Origin of the sequence: Muriicola sp. Z0-33, assembly GCF_026126425.1 — a bacterium.
In the GTDB taxonomy this organism is placed as follows: Bacteria; Bacteroidota; Bacteroidia; order Flavobacteriales; family Flavobacteriaceae; genus JAFMPW01.
Genome location: NZ_JAFMPW010000004.1, coordinates 75,710 through 97,001 on the forward strand (window position 1 = coordinate 75,710; position 21,292 = coordinate 97,001).

Annotated in this window: 19 protein-coding genes; 10 read left to right on the forward strand and 9 right to left on the reverse strand. The window is 40.0% G+C overall.

Translation table 11 applies throughout. From position 1 onward, the window contains the following. Positions 1 to 35: 35 nt before the first annotated feature. The 3 genes from J1G40_RS07675 to J1G40_RS07685 all read right to left on the reverse strand — a co-directional run bounded on the left by J1G40_RS07675 (position 36) and on the right by J1G40_RS07685 (position 6,158). Entirely contained in the window at positions 36 to 2,426 is a 2,391-nt protein-coding gene (locus J1G40_RS07675; protein ID WP_265242034.1) for a sodium-translocating pyrophosphatase, read from the reverse strand. A 94-nt stretch (positions 2,427 to 2,520) separates the two neighbouring features. Next, entirely contained in the window at positions 2,521 to 5,013 is a 2,493-nt protein-coding gene (locus J1G40_RS07680; protein WP_265242035.1) for a DUF5686 family protein, read from the reverse strand. 167 nt (positions 5,014 to 5,180) lie between these two features. After that, the gene (locus J1G40_RS07685; protein ID WP_265242036.1) at positions 5,181 to 6,158 is read right to left on the reverse strand and encodes a pyruvate dehydrogenase complex E1 component subunit beta; all 978 of its coding nucleotides are present in this window, start codon (positions 6,156 to 6,158) and stop codon (positions 5,181 to 5,183) included. 218 nt (positions 6,159 to 6,376) lie between these two features. Between J1G40_RS07685 and J1G40_RS07690 the strand changes: the two genes are divergently transcribed. The 8 genes from J1G40_RS07690 (at position 6,377) to J1G40_RS07725 (ending at position 13,735) form a co-directional block, all read left to right on the forward strand. After that, the gene (locus tag J1G40_RS07690) at positions 6,377 to 7,123 is read left to right on the forward strand and encodes an electron transfer flavoprotein subunit beta/FixA family protein (RefSeq protein WP_265242037.1); all 747 of its coding nucleotides are present in this window, start codon (positions 6,377 to 6,379) and stop codon (positions 7,121 to 7,123) included. A 64-nt stretch (positions 7,124 to 7,187) separates the two neighbouring features. Then, a complete protein-coding gene (locus J1G40_RS07695) occupies positions 7,188 to 8,156 on the forward strand; it encodes an electron transfer flavoprotein subunit alpha/FixB family protein (RefSeq protein WP_265242038.1) in 969 nt (322 codons plus the stop codon). An 85-nt stretch (positions 8,157 to 8,241) separates the two neighbouring features. Beyond that, positions 8,242 to 8,871: a bifunctional nuclease family protein gene (locus tag J1G40_RS07700; RefSeq protein ID WP_265242039.1), complete on the forward strand. Its 630-nt coding sequence runs from the start codon at positions 8,242 to 8,244 to the stop codon at positions 8,869 to 8,871. An 18-nt stretch (positions 8,872 to 8,889) separates the two neighbouring features. After that, positions 8,890 to 10,332 (forward strand): NupC/NupG family nucleoside CNT transporter, encoded by a 1,443-nt coding sequence (locus J1G40_RS07705; protein WP_265242040.1) that lies wholly within the window; start codon positions 8,890 to 8,892, stop codon positions 10,330 to 10,332. Between the two features lie 79 nt (positions 10,333 to 10,411). Further along, positions 10,412 to 11,236 (forward strand): thymidylate synthase, encoded by an 825-nt coding sequence (locus J1G40_RS07710; RefSeq protein ID WP_265242041.1) that lies wholly within the window; start codon positions 10,412 to 10,414, stop codon positions 11,234 to 11,236. A gap of 70 nt (positions 11,237 to 11,306) precedes the next feature. Further along, on the forward strand, positions 11,307 to 12,467 hold the full coding sequence (gene egtB, locus J1G40_RS07715) for an ergothioneine biosynthesis protein EgtB (RefSeq protein ID WP_265242042.1): 1,161 nt from the start codon (positions 11,307 to 11,309) through the stop codon (positions 12,465 to 12,467). A 15-nt stretch (positions 12,468 to 12,482) separates the two neighbouring features. After that, positions 12,483 to 13,457: an L-histidine N(alpha)-methyltransferase gene (locus J1G40_RS07720; protein ID WP_265242043.1), complete on the forward strand. Its 975-nt coding sequence runs from the start codon at positions 12,483 to 12,485 to the stop codon at positions 13,455 to 13,457. Continuing rightward, on the forward strand, positions 13,454 to 13,735 hold the full coding sequence (locus tag J1G40_RS07725; RefSeq protein WP_265242044.1) for a DUF427 domain-containing protein: 282 nt from the start codon (positions 13,454 to 13,456) through the stop codon (positions 13,733 to 13,735). Before J1G40_RS07720 ends, J1G40_RS07725 begins: the two co-directional genes overlap by 4 nt. Positions 13,736 to 13,793: 58 nt before the next feature. On the opposite strand, the gene J1G40_RS07730 is transcribed toward J1G40_RS07725, so the two are convergent. Then, positions 13,794 to 14,090: an isoamylase early set domain-containing protein gene (locus J1G40_RS07730; protein WP_265242045.1), complete on the reverse strand. Its 297-nt coding sequence runs from the start codon at positions 14,088 to 14,090 to the stop codon at positions 13,794 to 13,796. A gap of 152 nt (positions 14,091 to 14,242) precedes the next feature. Beyond that, positions 14,243 to 15,328: an aminotransferase class V-fold PLP-dependent enzyme gene (locus J1G40_RS07735; protein ID WP_265242046.1), complete on the reverse strand. Its 1,086-nt coding sequence runs from the start codon at positions 15,326 to 15,328 to the stop codon at positions 14,243 to 14,245. A 72-nt stretch (positions 15,329 to 15,400) separates the two neighbouring features. Here J1G40_RS07735 and J1G40_RS07740 point away from each other — a divergent pair, with 72 nt between their 5' ends. Together J1G40_RS07740 and J1G40_RS07745 are read left to right on the forward strand one after the other, a co-directional pair. Next, positions 15,401 to 15,787 (forward strand): 2TM domain-containing protein, encoded by a 387-nt coding sequence (locus J1G40_RS07740; protein ID WP_265242047.1) that lies wholly within the window; start codon positions 15,401 to 15,403, stop codon positions 15,785 to 15,787. Further along, entirely contained in the window at positions 15,787 to 16,287 is a 501-nt protein-coding gene (locus J1G40_RS07745) for a dihydrofolate reductase (protein ID WP_265242048.1), read from the forward strand. Before J1G40_RS07740 ends, J1G40_RS07745 begins: the two co-directional genes overlap by 1 nt. A 16-nt stretch (positions 16,288 to 16,303) precedes the next feature. Here the strand turns inward: J1G40_RS07745 and murI are convergent, their stop codons facing one another. The 4 genes from murI to J1G40_RS07765 all read right to left on the reverse strand — a co-directional run bounded on the left by murI (position 16,304) and on the right by J1G40_RS07765 (position 21,290). After that, positions 16,304 to 17,092 (reverse strand): glutamate racemase, encoded by a 789-nt coding sequence (gene murI / locus J1G40_RS07750; protein WP_265242049.1) that lies wholly within the window; start codon positions 17,090 to 17,092, stop codon positions 16,304 to 16,306. A 96-nt stretch (positions 17,093 to 17,188) separates the two neighbouring features. After that, the gene (locus J1G40_RS07755) at positions 17,189 to 17,698 is read right to left on the reverse strand and encodes an OmpH family outer membrane protein (RefSeq protein WP_265242050.1); all 510 of its coding nucleotides are present in this window, start codon (positions 17,696 to 17,698) and stop codon (positions 17,189 to 17,191) included. A gap of 44 nt (positions 17,699 to 17,742) precedes the next feature. Next, complete coding sequence (locus J1G40_RS07760; protein ID WP_265242051.1) at positions 17,743 to 18,567, reverse strand: OmpH family outer membrane protein; 825 nt, start codon at positions 18,565 to 18,567, stop codon at positions 17,743 to 17,745. A gap of 101 nt (positions 18,568 to 18,668) precedes the next feature. Then, the gene (locus J1G40_RS07765; RefSeq protein WP_265242052.1) at positions 18,669 to 21,290 is read right to left on the reverse strand and encodes an outer membrane protein assembly factor; all 2,622 of its coding nucleotides are present in this window, start codon (positions 21,288 to 21,290) and stop codon (positions 18,669 to 18,671) included. Between the last annotated feature and the right edge of the window lie 2 nt (positions 21,291 to 21,292).

A 21,292-nucleotide genomic window follows, 5' to 3' on the forward strand; every position in this document is an offset into this window, starting at 1 on the left:
GGGTTTTTCTTATGAATATCTAAAGTTGAGGAAGACTATTCTTTCTCTTCTTCCACTTCTTCCTTGATAATCTTTTTTACCTTAACATCAATTTGAGTACCTTCTTCATGAAGCATTTCAATTTGCTTCTTCACTTCTGCCTCATCACCTTCAATAAGCACTTCGTCAGTAGTAGTCTCTCCGTCCTTGGTAATGGTTGTAGTCACAGTGGCAACTACCATATCATCGGCAGCTGACTCCATCTTCACCATAACTTCTTTCTTCACTTCCTGCTTGACATCATTTTCTGAATAAGCCATTAGTCCATCCGAAGAAATTGCAATACTCGGAGCAATTACCAAAGCAACAACAGACATTAATTTTAGCAGAATATTCAAAGAAGGACCTGAAGTATCTTTAAAAGGATCTCCAACAGTATCTCCTACAACGGCTGCCTTATGAGCATCTGTTCCTTTCTTACCTTGTTCTTCAATCATTTTCTTAGCATTGTCCCATGCACCACCGGCATTTGACTGAAAAATTGCCATTAAAACACCACAGGTTGTAACACCTGCAAGCAATCCTCCAAGCATCTCTGCTCCTCCAATAAATCCTATAGCTACAGGAACAGCGATGGCTAACAATCCGGGTAAAACCATTTCTTTAATAGAGGCCTTTGTGGAGATGGCAACACATTTGTCGTACTCCGCAACTCCGTCAGCCTTATCAAAAATCTCCCTGTCAGCATCACTCGCCTTAGACATATCAGAATCGTACTTACGCATTACTTCTAATGCCGCTTTTAACTCTGGAATATCTCTGAATTGTCTTCTTACTTCTTCAATCATGGCCATAGCGGCACGTCCTACAGCATTCATAGATAATGCAGAAAACACGAATGGCAACATACCTCCAACCAGAAGTCCGGCCATGATATTTGGCTTAGACACGTCAATAGATGTCACCCCGGCTGTTTTCATAAAGGCAGCAAACAAAGCTAAAGCAGTTAAAGCTGCAGAAGCAATTGCAAACCCTTTACCAATAGCAGCTGTGGTATTTCCAACAGCATCTAATTTATCTGTACGTTCTCTTACTTCCCCTGGCAATTCGGCCATCTCTGCGATACCACCAGCGTTGTCTGAAATTGGACCATAAGCATCAACAGCTAACTGAATCCCAGTGTTTGCCAACATACCCACTGCTGCAATTGCAATTCCGTATAGTCCGGCAAAATGGTGAGATACCAGTATGGCAGCGGCAATTAAGATAATTGGCACAGCGGTAGACATCATTCCTACTCCAAGGCCTGCAATTATATTGGTAGCAGCACCAGTTTCAGATTGTCTTACTATTGAATTTACCGGCTTAGTTCCGGTACCTGTGTAATATTCTGTGATCTTTCCAACTCCGAGACCGGCAACCAATCCTGCAATTGTAGCCCAGAAAACACCCATGGCTCCAAAAGGAAGTCCTTCAATCTCGGCTGGTATTAATCCATTTATAATAAAATAGGAAGCGATTACCATTAAAAAAGCAGAACCAAATTCTCCTATATTTAAAGCTCTATGTGGCGATCCTCCATCTTTCACTCTTACAAAGAAAGTTCCAATGATAGACATAACGATACCAACAGCAGCAAGGGCTAAAGGAAGATAAACGGCTCCTAACCCATCAAGTCCAGGAGTGATAATAAATGCCCCCAGTACCATGGTTCCAATTATAGAACCAACATAAGATTCAAATAAATCGGCTCCCATACCTGCAACATCACCAACATTATCCCCAACATTGTCTGCAATAGTAGCCGGGTTTAAAGGATGATCTTCAGGAATACCTGCCTCAACCTTACCAACTAAATCAGCTCCAACATCAGCCGCCTTGGTATAAATACCTCCACCAACACGAGCAAATAAGGCGATAGATGATGCCCCTAGTGAGAATCCGGATAGCACATTAAGTACTTCAGCTATTGCCCAGCCTTGTCCGCTGTAAAATGCAAATAATCCGCTGAGTCCTAAAACGCCCAGACCAACAACGCCTAATCCCATTACCGCACCACCTGCAAAGGCAACCTCTAGTGCTTTCCCTAAAGATGTTCTTGCTGCCTGCGTAGTACGAACATTAGCCTTTGTTGCAGCCTTCATACCAATAAAACCTGCCAGTGCGGAACAAATTGCCCCAACAACAAAAGAGACCGCTACCATACCATTAGAACCCTCTTCAGAGACTCCCTTGAAATAGAGTAATATTGCAACGGCAACAACAAAAATTGATAAAATTTTGTATTCAGCTTTAAGAAAAGACATTGCTCCATCTGCAATGTTCTTGGCAATTCTGGCCATTTTTGCATCTCCTTCATCCTGCTTGGCTACCCAAGCATTTTTAATAAATACAAAGATCAGGGCCAAAATACCAAAAGCCCATAAGTAGTTTACGATTAATTCCATATTCGTTTGTTAGTTATGTAGTTAAAACGGCTGCAAAAGTAGTAAAACCGATTAGAATATAAAAGCTAATTTTTATATGTAATTAAGGGGCTATTTAAAAATGAAAGCCAAATGTCCCGGTAACACTAAAGGGTCTTGCGTTGGGATTATCCAGATAATTCCCCCTGAAGTTAAAGTCTAGTCTGAATATCTTAAAAATATTCCCTACTCCAAATGAATATTCCCAGTAGATCTGGTCGGTAGGTGCCATAAGAGGAATGTTTGTAGGGCTACTGAGCATTATATTTTCATCTGACAGTTCTCCCCATACCCCTCTCAGACCAACAATCTCCCTTAAATTCCATTTTCGCATAAACGGAATTCTGGAGAACAGGCGACCATTAAAATTATGCTCAAGATGTACAGAGACATATGTATCTGTCACAAATTCATAAAAATCCAGATTGGGAAAAGTATTGTATAAAGAGAACAGGGTCTGATTCCCCGGAACTATGTTCAACAACCCAAGGGGTACTGCTCCAAAGGTCTTTCCAACTTCCACAGTACTGAACAATCTGCCAAAACCGCCTACCTGCCAGGGTTGAGAATAGGAAAACTGTATTTTTTCATAATCAAAATCGCTTTCTAGAAAGCCCTCTATACCCGTGGTGTAATTTAACAGCAACGTACTGTAATTTTCATTGATATTTTTTCGTTCCACGCCATAACCAATGGTACGTTTTCCAGGGGTATATATTAGAGTTGTGGTGATATCAAATTGTCTGATCTCTGAAGCAATTCCGCCTGGGGCCTCCGGATCCAGATAATCCAGGCTAAAGGCATCTGGCAAGGCAGATCTTAAGGTACGGAATGACCCCCCAAAACGGACCCGAAAATTCTTTGTCGGTTCCATTTCCAGGTTTAAGGTAGACAGATTAATATTGGTTAGTCTGTCGTTCGTCCCAACTGTCAATACGGAAGAAGAGGCCACACTTCTTCCCAGAACATCATTTGTTGCGGTAAGACTAAGACCCATTTGTTCTACATCACGCCTGTTTCCTCCCGAAAGAATAAGCCTGCTTTTCCTATCCAGAAGAAATTTAGCCGAAAATCCATGTTTAAATTTACGATCATCAAAACCATAAGCCATATATCCTTCCAATCGCCAGGGATCGTTCTGACCAAAATAGGTCCTTGCCCCTCCCCTGAGCCTAACACCCTCTGCATCGTTATAGCCAAAAACGCTGTAAATATCTCCGATGTCAAGATTCCATTTATCAATTTCTATATACCCGGAGCCCAGAATACTCACAAGGTTGTAATAGGTTTTAAATCTGGGAACGGTTTTAAGGGTATCCAGGAGCTTATATATACCACGCTCGTCCTTGTTCAGAGTTTCGAGCCTGTTATTTGCCCAGAAAATACTATCCCGGTTAAAAACAAACGGATTAAAAGGGTCTGAAGGCTTTTTATAAAATGTCTCCGGTTTAAACTCATCAAAGACATAGTTGTCGTACACCGTGGTCCGCTTTCCATAAACCCCTTTGGATTCTTCCTTTTTGTTGAAACTGAAGTCGCTCAGCATATAATCCCTTTTTAGCAAGAATACCGAATCGTTAACAACTTCAAATTCCTGTTCAATATAGATATCTTTTACCCAGTTTATATTGGCACTTTTGGTCACCTCAAGGTTAATTTCCTTGATTGCATAGGTAGAATCATTCACCCAAAAATCTCCTTTAAAGGTGAGTTCGTTCTTTCGTCTGGGGTAATAAATAATATTATAACACCATTTGTTGTCTATAAAAGCACTGTCTGAAAGTACATAGTTATAAGTATCTACCCCCGTTCTTGACAGCGGACTTGTAAAGCTTTTGTCAAAAAATTTGAGGTAGTTGTTATAAATATCATAATCGGAATACAGGTCTTCAACAAAGCTGATGATTGCCTGATTATTGCTAAAACCAGAATTTTTGTTCCCCAGCAGGTCCTCTTTCTCCTGTTTAAGCTTATTATCTCCGTATACTTTATAAAAAGTTTCGTTTATGAATATGGGCAGGTAGGTTTTACCCGTTATTCTGCTGGTATCCAGATCTGCAAAGACAAATTCCATTCCCTTAAACATTTTGCTCTCCATCATTGCACTGTCTATGGTGTTGATATCAAACTCTATTTTTTCATATTTATCGTATTTATACTGATTAAACATACGCAGGCCATTGATTCTTTTTTTGGCCCATATCTTTTTGAGGATATCAATTGCAGGATTATTTTTCTTGGATTGTTTCCCAACATAGACCACCACCTCATCTAATTGCTCCCCTTCCTGTAAAACAATTTCCATATTGTAGGTGACCCTGGAGGTCAACTCAATTTCCACTGCCTGATAACCGACAAATGAAATCTTGAGCATATCGTAATTTGCATCAGATTCCATGTAAAACCGGCCATCTTCATTGGTAATAGTTCCTTCCGTAGAGTTGAGGAACAACACATTAGCAAAGGCAACAGGTGCCCCGGTCGGGTCTTTTACAATACCTCCCACTTTTGTCTGTGAATACAGGGAAATGGATGAAAATAAAAATAGATATAAGAAGATATGCTTCATAAAAGTAATTGCATTACGCTCTAATGACAAATGTCCTGAACACTACTATTCATTAATGCGCTAAAACGTTTAGGGTAGTATTACTATCAAATAGTATTCCTTTTTATGAAAAAGCTTCGCCAACCCTTGGTCGACGAAGCTAAGATACCTTTACAAATTGATTCTACTTATTTGTATAACACTTTCTTAACAGCCTTAATAACATCTTCACTGTTGGGCAACCACTCTTCCAGCAATACAGGCGAATATGGTGCTGGTGTATCCGCAGTGTTAATTTTTTCTACCGGGGCATCAAGATAGTCAAAGGCCTCAGACTGCACCAGGTAGGTGATCTCTGAAGCTACATTACCAAAAGGCCATGCTTCTTCCAAAACAACAAGTCTGTTGGTCTTTTTAACAGAATTGAGAATCGCATCACCATCCATTGGCCTAACAGTACGCAAATCTATAATCTCGCAGCTAATTCCTTCTTCTGCTAATGTATCTGCCGCCTTATAGGCTTCTTTAATAATCTTTCCAAAAGAGACGATGGTCACATCTTTACCTTCTCTTTTAATATCAGCAACACCAATGGGAATAGTGTATTCATCTTCCGGAACCTCGCCTTTGTCTCCATACATTTGTTCCGATTCCATAAAAATGACCGGATCATCATCCCTGATTGCCGATTTTAATAAGCCTTTGGCATCACCTGGATTAGATGGCACAACCACCTTTAGTCCGGGACAATTGGCAAACCAGCTTTCAAAAGCCTGTGAATGTGTCGCTGCTAATTGACCTGCTGAAGCCGTAGGCCCCCGGAAGACAATCGGACAGTTGAACTGCCCGCCGGACATCTGGCGAATCTTTGCCGCATTATTGATAATCTGATCTATTCCTACCAGACAGAAATTAAAGGTCATATACTCTATGATAGGCCGGTTCCCGTTCATGGCAGAACCAACTCCAATACCTGCAAAACCCAATTCCGATATTGGTGTATCAATTACGCGTTCAGGCCCAAACTCATCCAGCATTCCTTTAGAAGCCTTATAAGCTCCGTTATACTCAGCTACTTCCTCTCCCATCAGGTAAATGGAATCATCCTTTCTCATCTCCTCCGACATTGCTTCGGCTATCGCCTGCCTAAACTGTAAAGTCTTCATATAGTATGGTGTTATTATAGATGTTTGTACCGAAATTGTAGTGCATAAAAACAAAATACACTCAGCATTAAAATGCGAACAAAAATAGCAAAATATCTCTCAATCTTACCGTTGTTGAAGGGAAAAATAATTTAATATTTTATTATGCATGCATAGTATTTTTGAAAATTATTAGCTATCTTTGGCACCTTAAATAACGACATAAAAATCACACCAGAATGAAGATATTAGTGTGTATCAGCAACGTACCAGATACTACTTCCAAAATCAACTTCACTGAAGATAACAGTAAGTTTGATACCAACGGCGTACAATTTGTAATTAACCCGAATGACGAATTTGGATTAACAAGGGCCATGTGGTTCAAAGAGAAACAAGGAGCAACTTTGCATGTAGCTACCGTAGGCAGTGCTGCCACAGAGCCTACGATTAGAAAGGCCCTCGCCATTGGTGCGGATGAAGCTATTAGAATTGATGCCGAGCCAACAGATGGTTTTTTTGTAGCAAGGCAATTGGCCGAAATTATAAAAAACGGAGGCTATGATCTTGTAATAGCCGGCAGGGAATCTATAGACTATAACGGTGGTATGGTACCCGGGATAGTTGCTGCCCTACTGGATATGAATTTTGTCAACACATGCATAAGTCTTGAAGTTGAAGGAAACAATGCAACTGCTATTCGCGAAATTGATGGCGGAAAAGAGAAAATAGCTACAAGTCTGCCTCTAATCATTGGAGGACAAAAAGGACTAGTAGAAGAAAGTGATCTTCGTATTCCAAATATGAGAGGCATTATGATGGCTCGACAAAAACAACTGAATGTAGTTGCTCCGGTAGATACTAATCAGGCGACCAAAGATGTATCATTCGAAAAACCAGCTGCAAAAGGAGCTGTTAAACTGGTAGATGCAGACAATATAGATGAACTCGTCAACCTCTTACATAACGAAGCCAAAGTAATTTAAATTAGATAACCCAGATACCAAAAGTGATTTAATTTTTTGGAGTCCGAACAATAAAAATATTAGCATGTCAGTATTAGTTTATACAGAAACAGACAACGGTAAATTAAAAAAGAATGCCTTCGAAGTGGCTTCTTACGCCTTTGAAGTGGCAAGACAACTCAGCACCGATGTAACCGCCATAGCATTTAACGCAGAAAATGCCAGTGATCTAGGCAATTTTGGCGTCTCTAAGGTCCTTAATTGCACTAATAAGGAGTTAAGCACATTTAATGCAAAGGCCCATGCTACCTCAATTGCACAGGCTGCAGAAAAAGAGGGCGCTAAGGTTATCATTGTAAGTTCCAGTACCGATGCCAGGTATCTTGCCGGCATTTTATCTGGTATTCTTAAAGCTGGTTATGTCCCTAACGTTGTAGCGGCTCCTCAAGGCGTTAGTCCGTTTACCGTAAAAAGAACCGCTTTTAGCAACAAAGGATTTGCCCATACAGAAATTGCCTCAGAGATAAAAATAATAGGTGTTTCCAATAATGCTTTTGGAAGCGTTGAAAATAAAGTCGATGCGGAAATTGAAAACTTCAATTTAAACGTCTCCGATGTCGACCTCGGCACAAAATCTGTTGAGATTGATCGGGTGGTTGGTAAAGCTACTATTGCCGACGCCGATATTGTAGTCTCTGGCGGAAGGGGTCTGAAAGGGCCTGAAAATTGGGGGATGATCGAAGAATTAGCAGATGTCCTCGGAGCTGCCACGGCCTGTTCTAAGCCGGTCTCAGACCTTGGATGGAGGCCACATAGTGAACATGTGGGTCAGACCGGGAAGCCTGTTGCCAGTAATCTTTATATCGCAATAGGAATTTCTGGTGCTATTCAACATTTAGCCGGAGTAAGTGCTTCTAAGGTAAAAGTGGTTATCAACACTGATCCTGAAGCACCCTTTTTTAAGGCTGCTGACTATGGAGTAGTAGGAGATGCGTTTGAAGTGGTTCCTAAGCTCACGGAAAAATTAAAGGAATTTAAAGCGCAAAACGCCTAAATTTTGTTAATTTGTGGCCCAATGGGCTGTTTAAATAGCAGGGCATCCCAATTGTTTATTCGGTCAATGCGGTTTCTACAAATTTATGAGCTTAGTACGATTAAAAATAAAAGGAATATCCTATAGTCAAACACAGAATGGTGCGTACGCTCTAATTCTGAATGAAGTTGATGGTGACAGAAAATTACCTATAGTTATTGGAGCCTTCGAAGCCCAATCCATAGCTATTGCTCTGGAAAAGGAAATAAAACCTCCACGCCCTCTTACGCACGACTTATTTAAGAATTTTTCGGACCGCTTTGATATAGTGGTTAAACAGGTCATTATCCATAAATTAGTGGACGGGGTATTTTATTCGAGCATTATTTGTGAGCGTGACAAAATTGAGGAAATTGTTGATGCCCGTACCAGTGATGCCATTGCCCTTGCACTAAGATTTGATGCGCCCATCTTTACCTATAAAACTATTCTTGACAAAGCCGGTATTTTCCTGAAGTTCTCTTCCAAAGACAAAGACAAAGAAGAAGGGGATGACAGTATTGTTGTAGATGAAATTCTGCAGGAAGGAGAAACCGTTGAAATAGATTCTGGCTCTGCCGCACCTTATAAGGAGCTTAGTTTAGACGAGTTGCACAAAGAATTAGATAAAGCTGTGGCGAACGAAGACTACGAAAAGGCAGCAAAATTAAGGGATGAAATTTCCAAACGTAATTGATAATATAGCATCATTTCTATGCGATACGGAGTCTTGGTGTTATTTTTTATGTTGCTGTTAAGCTTTCCGACCTTTGCACAAGACACTATTATCCCGTCTGTAGATACCACAACAATTAACGATATTGAAAGCCAACAATTGGAGATTATTCCAAATCAGGGGTTTTCATTAAACACCTTATGGCGTGGCCTTCTTGGGATGGGAGTATTGATACTGCTTGCCGTTCTTTTCAGCGCAAACAGGAAAGCTATTAATTGGAGAACAACCGCCATAGGTCTTTTGGTTCAGTTGCTCATTGCCATTGGGGTATTAAAAATCCCGTTTATACAGGCCATTTTTGAAGGTCTTGGGAAGATTTTTGTAAGCATTCTGGATTTTACCCGTGCAGGTAGCAAGTTCTTATTCGAAGGACTGGTGGTAGACATGGATACATTTGGATACATTTTTGCCTTTCAGGTACTACCAACAATAATTTTCTTTTCGGCATTGACCTCAGTACTTTTTTATCTCGGTATTATTCAGAAAGTGGTAAAAGCACTTGCCTGGTTATTATCTAAAGCACTCGGAATTTCCGGAGCAGAGAGTTTAAGCGTTGCCGGTAATATTTTCCTGGGACAAACCGAAGCCCCTTTGTTAATAAAAGCCTACCTGGAAAAAATGACAAAGTCCGAAATACTTCTGGTTATGATAGGTGGCATGGCTACAGTGGCAGGGGCCGTACTTGCAGCTTATATTGGCTTCCTGGGTGGAGATGATCCTGTGTTGCGCCTGCAGTTTGCAAAACATTTGTTAGCCGCATCGGTAATGGCCGCACCAGGTGCAATTGTGGTATCTAAAATTCTTTATCCTCAGACCGAAGCTGTAAATACCAATGTAAATGTATCTACAGAAAAAATAGGTGCTAATATCCTGGATGCCATTGCTAACGGAACTACGGAAGGATTAAGATTGGCAGTTAATGTAGGTGCCATGCTATTAGTTTTTGTAGCCTTTATAGCGATGATAAATGGTATCCTTGGATGGGTAGGAGATTTTACTTCCTTAAATGAATGGATTGCAGCAAATACGGCATATGAACAATTTTCCTTAGAAGCTGTTCTGGGCGTTGTCTTTGCCCCTTTAATGTGGCTTATTGGCGTTAATTCTGAGGACATAATGCTCATGGGACAGTTACTGGGTATAAAATTGGCCGCAAGCGAATTTGTGGGCTATATCCAGTTAGCAGAATTAAAGAATGTAATGAGTGCCACTCATTTTTCATTTAACAAATCTATCATCATGGCTACTTATATGCTTTGTGGGTTTGCCAATTTTGCTTCAATAGGCATTCAAATAGGCGGCATAGGGTCTCTTGCCCCCGGACAAAGAAAAGTACTTTCCGAGTTTGGAATGAAGGCCGTTTTAGGAGGCACCCTTGCCTCCTTGCTTTCAGCGACAATTGCCGGGATGATATTAGGCTAGTTCGTTGATAAGTTTTGATATCTGTAAAAAAAAATCTATTCTTCTTTAACTATTTTTGACATCAGATAGTGTAAATAAAATGAAACAATACCACGACTTGCTAAAACACGTTCTTGAACACGGCAACGTAAAGAGCGATAGAACAGGAACAGGAACAAAAAGTGTTTTTGGATATCAAATGCGGTTCGATCTTTCAGAAGGGTTCCCCATGGTGACCACCAAGAAACTACACTTAAAGTCTATAATTCATGAGCTCCTCTGGTTTCTAAAGGGTGATACCAATATTAGTTACTTACAGGAAAACGGTGTGCGAATATGGAACGAATGGGCAGATGATAATGGAGATCTGGGACCTGTTTATGGCTACCAATGGCGCAATTGGAACGGGGATGAGATAGATCAGATTAAAGGGGTGATTAACACCCTTAAAACCAACCCGGATAGCAGAAGAATGATTGTTTCTGCATGGAACCCGAGTGTTCTGCCCGACACCTCTGTTTCTTTCGCCGAAAATGTTTCTAACGGGAAGGCTGCGCTTCCTCCTTGCCATGCCTTTTTTCAGTTTTATGTGGCAGATGGTAAATTATCTTGCCAGTTGTACCAACGAAGTGCCGACGCGTTTCTGGGAGTGCCTTTTAATATCGCCTCCTACGCCTTGTTTACCATGATGATGGCGCAGGTATGTGGTTATGCTCCGGGTGATTTTATTCACACCTTCGGGGATGCCCACATCTACAACAACCATATGGAGCAAATAGAATTGCAATTAAGCAGAGCGCCCAGACCTTTACCCAGGATGGTCCTCAACCCTGAAATTACTGATATTTTGGATTTTACATTTGATGATTTCAGTTTACAGAACTACAATCCCCATCCCCATATTAAAGGTGTAGTAGCTGTATAAGAGTAAGAAGTGCGGGATTTTAACTCCTAAAAGAATTATTATTGGTTATCTTTAGTCTAAAGTTGCTATAATGATTCTTACCACCACCCTTCTGGATTTTTTTCTGGAAACCCGCCAACATACCGAGGATATTTGTTCTCCCCTGGAGATAGAAGATTATGTGGTACAACCGGTAGTGGATGTCTCTCCGCCCAAATGGCATTTGGGACATAGTACGTGGTTTTTTGAAGAGTTTATCCTTAAACCTCATGCGAAAGGGTACAAACAGTTCAGTACGGACTTCTCCTTTGTATTTAACAGTTACTATGAAACGGTGGGTAAAAGAGTGATCCGGGCAGATCGGGGTAACCTGTCTCGCCCTGGGGTAAAAGAGGTATATGAATACCGGGCATATGTTACCCAACAAATCAAAGATTTATTTGCGGTTAACAATGATTCGGAACTATCAAAACTACTTGAAATCGGGATTCATCACGAAAAACAGCACCAGGAGCTATTGCTTACAGACATCAAATACATACTTGGCAATAATCCACTTTTACCTAAATACACTGACTTTCCTGAAGAGCACGCCATAGATGATCATCGGGCAGAATGGATTTCCGTACCTGAGGGGGTTTACGACATAGGGCACAATTCTGATGAATTCTGTTATGATAATGAACTCGGTCGGCATAAAGTGTATTTACAGACCTACGACATCTCAAATAAACTTGTTACCAATGCGGAATACATAAAATTTATTGAGGATAAGGGATACAAGAATTTTGAATTGTGGCATGCAGAAGGCTGGGATTGGGTTAACGCCAATCAAATAAGCGCTCCTTTATACTGGCATAAGATAGATGGGCAATGGCAGCACTATACCTTGGGCGGCTTAACCAAAATAGCCCATGAAAGCCCGGTAACTCATATTTCCTATTTTGAAGCTTTTGCCTTTTCCCAATGGATGGGCCTCAGGCTCCCTACAGAATTTGAATGGGAAGCAGCACAGGATTCGTTCAGCTGGGGTAAGCGCTGGGAATGGACAGAAAGTGCATATCTCCCTTACCCTGATTACAAAAAAGCAGCCGGTGCACTGGGGGAATATAACGGCAAATTTATGGTGAATCAGAAAGTGCTGCGAGGTGGTTCAATAGCCACTCCAAAAAATCATACAAGACCCACCTACCGCAATTTTTTTCATCCAAATTTAAGATGGCAGTTCACAGGGTTAAGGTTAGCCCGTTAATCGCGACAAAAAAGCATGCAAGAGCATATTTCTACCACTTTTAAGAGCAAATTCGAAGAAGACGTGTATAAGGGTATTACCGATTTTCCCAAGCATTTATCGTCTCAATATTTTTATGATGCTAACGGAGACAAGCTGTTTCAGGATATCATGAACATGCCGGAGTATTACCTGACAAATTCGGAATACGATATTCTGAATAATCACAAGGAGGTAATTACCAACTGGTTTTCGAAAGGTGGAGAACAATTTGATTTGGTAGAACTCGGCGCTGGTGATGGGAAGAAGACCAAAATTCTATTGGAGCAATTGTCCCGGACAGCCGTGACTTTTAATTATGTTCCTATAGACATCAGTCAGAACGCTCTTGATAAACTGCAAGCCGCTATAAAAAAGGAGTTACCTGCGGTAAGCATAAAACCGCTACAAGGCACTTATTTTGAAGTTTTAGATCAACTCAATTCGCTGGAGCATACTAAAAAGGTAATTCTATTCCTGGGATCAAATATTGGAAATTTACTGCACGAGCAGGCTATAGTATTTTTAAGAAATATTCAGGAACTGATGGAGGAAGAGGATTTACTGTTTGTGGGCTTTGACCAAAAAAAGAATCCTCAAACCATTTTGGATGCCTATAACGATGCTACGGGTATTACGGAAGCCTTTAATAAAAATATCCTGACGAGAATCAATAGGGAACTCGGCGCCAATTTTGATCTTGATAAATTTCTTCACTGGGAGGTTTACGATCCGGAGAGCGGTACAGCTAAAAGCTATCTAGTGGCTAAAACGGCACATACTGTGAATATCGGCGCTCTTGGTCTTGAAGTTGCATTCAGGAAATGGGAGAGTATTCATATGGAAATATCTCAGAAGTATGACGATGAAATCGTCTCCTGGTTAGCGGAACAAGCCGGTCTTAAGATCGATGCGGAGTACAGTGATTTTAAAAATTATTATAAAAACTACATTTTTAGCAAAAAGATATGAAAGCAATTTGGAATAATACCGTCCTGGCAGAGAGCGATGATACCATAGTTATTGAAAACAATCATTATTTTCCTGCAGAAAGCATTAAGTCGGAATATTTTAAGGAAAGTAGCTCACACACTACTTGTCCATGGAAAGGGGTGGCCTCCTATTACTCTCTTGAAGTAGATGGGCAAATCAATAGTGATGCAGCCTGGTACTATCCGGAAGTAAGCGAACTTGCAAAAGGGATTAAAGGAAGAGTTGCTTTTTGGAAAGGTGTTGAGGTAGTAGAATAGAAATAAAAAAACCGGGCATTGTATAAAACAAGCCCGGCCTTCAATAAGGTGTTAAAGACTATAACTCTAAAACTGGGTTTTCTGACCCGGCATAGTCGTTCCACTGGTAACGATCAGCTTCTGATTCGTTAACATAATTACCATCAACTAAATACTTGAACTCAAAAGTACTTTCCTTTGGAAGATCAAAAGTTCCTTTAAAGTTTCCGTTTTTTAGTTTTTTCAAAAGACTGCCTTTTGGATTCCAGTTATTGAAATCGCCAACTACGGCTACCTTTTTTGCTTCTTCTGCAGGTACTGTAAAAGTTACTTTACATACCGGTTTTGTTTTAAGATACTGTTTTGCTATTGCCATGATTTACTAATTTTTAAGATTGAAAGTGCAAAGCAACATATAAAACAACTAAAAGACAATAAGTTAAGTACGATTTATCAATTTGGTAAAATACAGAATGTAAATAATTCATTCTCTCAAAAAATGCTGTTATTTATTAGGGTAAGAAAAATCTACATAGATTTTTTTAATATTTCTGAAATTTGGTCAATTTCAGCCGGGGTATTATATAGATGAAAACTCAGGCGAATTCCTTCACCACGCTGAGAGCAGACTACATTATGTTCTGTTAAAAGACTAAAAGTATGCTGATTTACCTTGATATTAAATATAGTACTATGGTCATCTCTATTTAATACATCGTTGCTCAAAAGGCCCAGGCTTGCAAATTCTTTCTTTGCTTTCTGCATTAAGAGTTTGTTGTGTGCTTCTATATCGTGAATGCCGATCTGATGTAAATATTCTAACGCAAAGTTGAGACTACCAAAGTTAAGTGTATCCAGATGCCCTGGTTCAAAATGTTTGGCAAATCTAAAACTGTCTTTCTTTTCGATATTAATCCCAGAAGAATTATAACCGGTTGTATAAAGCTTTAATTTATTTTGAATCTCCTCCTTAAAAAGCATAAATCCGTTTCCAAAACCACTTAATAGCCATTTATACCCACTTGCACCTAAAATGTCTATTCCGGAAGATGCAAAATTAAAATCATACGCGCCGCAGAACTGCGTGCCATCAGCAATAATTAAAAGATCCGGGAAATTTTCCTTGAGTTTCTTCAGAAAATCGAGCTCTATTTTAATTCCGTTTAACCATTGTACCAAACTAAGTGCAAGGACATCTATTTGCTCACTTGCTATTTTCTCCCAGATATGCTGTTCCAGATCCTGGTCTAGTTTGGCAAAAGTAATTTGGAATCCCCTACTTTCGAAGGGCCAGTTCACTGATGGATAATCATTTTCAACAAGCAATATTCTGCTGCTCTTTTCCAGGCCTTCTAACAACATATTCAACCCTAAGGAGAAATTCTGCACAAGGGCAATAGATGGGGCCGGACAACTAAAAAAATTCCCAATAGTTGCTCTGGTAGTAGAAATAATCTCCATTTGCTCCATCTTGGCATCACTGCCCCCTACCAAATAATCCAAATCGTGTTCCTGACGCCATTCTACCAGGGATTGGCTCAATAACCCTGTGGCAGCTGTATTGGCATAAATTGAATGGGTTAGCGCTGGAAATTGTTTTCTGACACCTTGCATAAGCTTAATATTAGTCTATCTGGTTATCCGGATGTTTTTGCTTTATCTTTGTTGTTAAAGATACCCATTAACATGGTTTCAAGTAGTAAAAAAGCAACCAAAATAGCTACCGAACAACACGAGCTGCTAGAACATGCCCACAGGCGTATAGTTCAGAAGAAGCGACTTTTTTTCCATTTAATTGTCTATTTAGTTGGCAGTCTTTTTTTGTTTGTGATCAATAAGTTCTTAAAGTATGGAGAAGAGTACGACTGGTTCATTTGGGCAATCACACTTTGGACATTTCTATTTGTACTGCATGCGATAAATGTCCTGATTACAAAAAAATTCCTTGGGAAGGACTGGGAAAGAAGGCAAAGGGAAAAATTAGTGCAGCTACAGAAAGACAGAATCGCGGAAATACAAAAAGAGATTGAGACAGATTTCCCACTTTCTAATATTAATAAAAAAAAAAGCTGATGGGTACTATTTGTATGATAGCCGCCATTGGGGAGGACAACGCCATTGGCCGCGAGAACGATCTGATATGGCATTTACCTGATGATTTCAAGCGATTTAAGGCCCTTACTACTGGTCATAAAATCATCATGGGCAGAAAAACCTTTGAAAGTTTTCCAAAACCCCTACCCAACCGAAGACATATAATTATCACACGGGATCAAAGCTATGATCCTGATCATCCGGATTGTATGGTTGTGCATTCTTTAGAAGCGGCACTAGAACAAGCCAAACAAGACCCACTTTGTTTTATTATAGGAGGAGGTGAGATATACACCCTGGGAATGAAATACGCCAATAAATTAGAGATTACCAGAGTACATAGTACTTTTGAAGCAGATACTTATTTTCCAGATATTCCCGAACAAGATTGGGTTTTGCAAAGCGAGGAATTTCATCCCAGGGATGAGAAGCATGCATTTGATTTTACCTACCTGACCTATACCAGAAAAAGCGAGTAGTCCCCTTATATTAAATTTAAAAATCCAGATACTCAACTTCAATAGCTGTTTCTAAATCTTTTAGGAAATAACTCAGAATCTCCGGATTGTTGTTAGAATAAAACTGGTGTTTAACAGCTGCTGCGGAAGTATTCAGAAGATTGTTTTCCTGCAATACTTTCTTAGTTTGTCGGGCTACAGCTTCTCCGCAGTCTATGATCCTGACTTGCTCTGGCAATAATTTCCTCAATATCGGTATCAGGTAGGGATAATGAGTACACCCTAAGACCAAATGATCTATATCGGCAGCTATCATTGGCTTTAAGTAACTCTTTAATATATCCTCAGTTGCCTTGTCATTAATTGCCCCGGACTCTATGAGGCTAACCAAGCCTTTGCCTTCCTGTTCCACCACTTTAATATTTGCCGCATGATCTTTGGCTGTTTTACTAAAAAGTTCGCTGGTTAATGTCCCTTTAGTGGCAAGAACACCAATTGTTTTAGATTTGGAATTAAGTGCCGCAGGCTTAATGGCAGGTTCTATTCCAATGAAGGGCAGCGGGTAGTTCTCCCTCAAATAGTCAATGGCATTGGTAGTGGCAGTATTACAGGCTACCACTATTAATTTACATCCTTTTTCAATTAACAAATCTGCATTCTTTGCACTTAACTGTATTATCTCACTGGCCGATTTTTCTCCATAGGGTGCATTTTTGCTGTCTGCCAGGTAGATGGAGTTTTCTGAAGGAAGCAGCCTGTTAATTTCTCTCCATATAGAAGTGCCGCCTACTCCTGAATCAAAGATGCCAATTGGACCTTGCTGCATTGTCCGCGTTTGCTTTTTGTTTATACAATAGTAATAATAAAAAAAACCGTCTGCCAAAAGGTGGACGGTTTTTAAAGATGATAAGGTATATTTTTCTTAGAATCCTAATTCTTTCTTAACCTCTACCAAGAGATCCGGACCTTTGGCTACTATTACGCCGCTTCCTGGAGTAGCATCCACCACATAATCATATCCCTGGGCTGCAGCCACTTTTTCAATGGCAGCGATGGCTTTCTTTGAAATAGGTTCAAATAATTCTCCTTGTTTCTTTGCGAGTTCTTGCTGAGCTGCCTGCTGCGCCTCACCAATATTTTTTTCGAAACCTTGCAATTCCTGAGCTCTTTTTTGATTTTCTTCCTCCGTCTTAGCAGTGGCCTCATTGGAATACTGAGTATACTTATTTTTAAGTTCGGTCATAGAACTCTCAATATCCGCCCTATATGTTTCCTGTAATTTTTTTAATTCTGCCTGCGCGGCCTTCATTTCCGGCATTTCGGCCAGTAAAGCTGTAACGTCAATATGGGCAACTTTGCTCTGCGCATTAACAAAACCTGTAGCTGCGATAAATAAAACGATTACAATGGCTACTTTTTTAAATTGTTTCATGATTTCTGAATTTACTTTTTGAGTGTTATCTTTTGTGTTAATATTTAGTTTCCGGTATCTTCTCCTTCCGTATCTTTTTTCCTTGCGTCTTCTTTTGCTTTTCTCTTTGCTTCACGCTCATCTAAAAGCTTCTGCCGCCGCGCTTCATATGCTTTCTTTCTTTCTTCCCTTAGTTTAAGCTGCTCTGCTCTTTTTTCTTCGGCCGACTTTAATCTTGTCTCCTGAGCTTGCTTAGCCCTATCTTGTCTTTCCTTTAGCGCCTCGCTGACTTCCTCATTTTCCTCGGCATTTTTGAATTCTTCCAGCCTGCTTTTCTCCCTTTCTCTTTTGTTCGATTTGCTAACTTTTCTTGTTCTTGCAATTCCTCTTAAGACCAATTCGCTAATATCGTGTCTTTTTTGGGAGTACAACATTACGACATCCGCAGATTTATCAAAAATAAAATCATACTTTTTATTGGCTCCTATCTGTTGCACTTCATTAAAAACCTGATCTTGTATAGGCTGAATCAACAGTCGTTTCTGCATTACCAAATCGCCCTGAGGCCCAAACCTATCCTGCTGATAGTCTAACATTTCCTTTTCCAGTATCTGGATTTCTTCTTCTCTTTCGGCAATTAACTCATCGGTTAAGAGTACTTTTTCTGCCATAAGGTCTTTCTTCATCTGCTCTACCACACTGGCTTTCTGTTCTATCTCCACCTTCCATCTCTGCACTTTATTATCCAATTGCTCACTTGCGTCTCTGTATTCCTCCACATTTTCCAGGATATACTCCATGTCTACGTACCCAATTCTAACGCCGCGTTGTGAAAACGCCATAGTAGTAATAAACACAATGGCCAATACTGTAAGAACTTTTGTCTTCATCTCAAATTCGTTTTTTACATAGAAAATATCGTGCCAAAATTACTAAAACTTTTAAAATGAGTGGTTTACCTTAATTGTACCTTATGGAAATTTAGCTTTGATTAGAACTGTTGCCCAATAATGAAGTGCGTTTGCCATCCACTGGGCCCGTTACCAGCAGACTGCGGTCTGAGGTCCTCATCGAACCCATAACCAAAGTCGATTCCCAAAAGACCAAAGGCTGGCATAAATATGCGCAGTCCCACTCCGGCCGATCGTTTAAGTTGAAACGGATTAAAGTCCTGAAAATTGTTGAAAGAGTTCCCAGCTTCAGCAAATACTAACCCATAAATAGAGGCTGAGGGCTTTAAAGTAAGCGGATATCTCAGTTCCATAGAGTACTTATTGTATACTATTCCCCCTTCTTGTTGCCCGGTTAGCGGGTCTACAGGAGTTAATGAATTGTTCTCATAACCCCTTAATTGTATGGTTTCCCTGCCATCAAGGGTAAAGTTTCTACCAAGTCCGTCTCCCCCTAGAAAAAATCGTTCGAACGGTACTTTCCCGACATCACTGTTATAATTCCCTAAAAATCCAAATTCCACATTTGTACGCAATACTAATTTTTCAACTAGTCGCGTATACCAATCACCTTTGAATTTAACTTTATAATATTCCAGCCATTTAAATCTTTCCTGATCTACCGCTTCCAGTTCATTTCTTTCCTCCGTAGTCAGGGTCTGCCCTTGTTGTCCCCGTTCTAACTGTAAGGCATTCAGCTCTTCACTTCTTTCCTTTAAGCCCGCAAAATCCTTATCACTAAATAAGGAATAGGGCGGAGTAAATTTGGCAGTCACCTCAAAAATAGAACCCGTAATGGGATAAATTCTCCCCGGTCCGGCGGAACTTCTGGATACACCAAATGTATACGCCAGGGAATTAGACTGACCATTTCCAAAATTAAACAGGCCGGTTCTATAATTTTTAAAATCGTATAACTGGTAGCTCAGGGAATGCGAAATGGTAAAGAAATCATCTGGCCATTGCACCCTTTTTGCCAAACCAACTGATACCCCTGTGATAGAGAATTGTTGATCTTTGTTCACTTCTATCCTACCCCTGTTGCTAAAAGAAGCGAGGAATTGCTGCGTTCTGGAAAGCGATAAATTAAACCTAACCGGTTTTTTACCACCCAGCCAGGGTTCTGAAAAATTAAGACTGTAGACACGGAAGGTTCTACTTGCCTGAAGTCGCAGTGCAAAGGTCTGGCCATCACCCATGGGGACGGGTTTATAAGCCTCGCCATTAAATAAATTCTGAATAGAAAAATTACTAAAAGACAGCCCAAGGGTACCTATAAATCCACCTCCTCCATAACCTCCCTGCAATTCTATCTGACTGGCACCAGATTCTACTAAACTATAGGCAAGGTCAACGGTACCTTCATTGGGATTAGGATTCTGAATATCTGGTTTTATTTGTTCTGCATCAAAAAAGCCCAACTGACCCAGTTCCCTGACGCTTCGGATAATGTTATCTTTACTATAGCGCTGTCCTGGTCTGGTGCGCAATTCGCGGAATACCACATGGTCATTGGTTTTATCATTTCCGGCAACCGTAACGTTGTTTAAAAAGGTCTCTTTACCTTCAATTATGCGGATCTCAAAGTTAATGGTATCATTTTGTGCTGATACCTCAACAGGATTAATTTGTGAAAACAAATAGCCATTATTCTGATAAAGGTTAGTCAGGTCATCACCGTCCGGTTTAGAATCGTCCGCAATTCGCTTTCTAAGCAATACGCCATTATAAGTGGCTCCTTTTCTAATGCCCAGTTTCTGAGTAAGTTGGTTATCAGTATAGACTGCATTACCCACAAAATTTATATCCCCAAAATAATATTTGTTGCCTTCCTCTACTTTTATATTTACATCAATATTATTATCATCTACGTTAATAATAGTATCAGAAATTACTCTGGCATCCCTGTATCCATTTTCTGCATACTTGTCTATCAAAGAAGAAAGGTCTTCCTGATAATCGTCCTGGATGTATTTGGACTTCTTCCAGAAACGACCAAGGCGTTTCTTCTTCGTATTCTTAAGTGATTTGCGTAATTTCTTATCAGATAGTTGTTCATTGCCTTCAAAGCCAATGTTGTGTATTTTAACCTTATCTCCCTTTTTAACATTGATAACCATGCTCTGAGCATTGGTCCCCGAGGTGTCTACAGCAGTAGCTATATTAACCTTTGCATTTAAATATCCCTGTTTTTTATATTTATTTTGAAGGTAATTCTTGGTATTTGCAATAAGACTCTCGGTAATCTTTTTACCTTTTTTGAGGTCGGTATCCTTTATAATATCGTCTACCTTTCTGTTTTTGACGCCGTAAATTGTCACTTTAGACAGTGTAGGTCTTTCTCTGATACTGAGTTCCAGAAATATGTTTTCACCTTCAATTTTGGTGTAATAGAATTCTATATCACTAAAAAGTTCAAGACCCCACAATTTCTTAATAACAGCACTCAACTGGTCTCCGGGAACAGTAATGGGTTGTCCTACTCTTAATCCTGTATAGGTCTTTACTGTCTGTTCATTATAACTCTGCAGCCCGGTAACTTCCAATCCGCCCAGAATATACTTTTTACCATTCTCCAAGGAAATATCCTGAGCAAAGGTAAATACGGTAAAAAAGAGGAGTAAAAGTGTAAAAAGTGGTTCAAGAGATATGAACCTTTTCATAT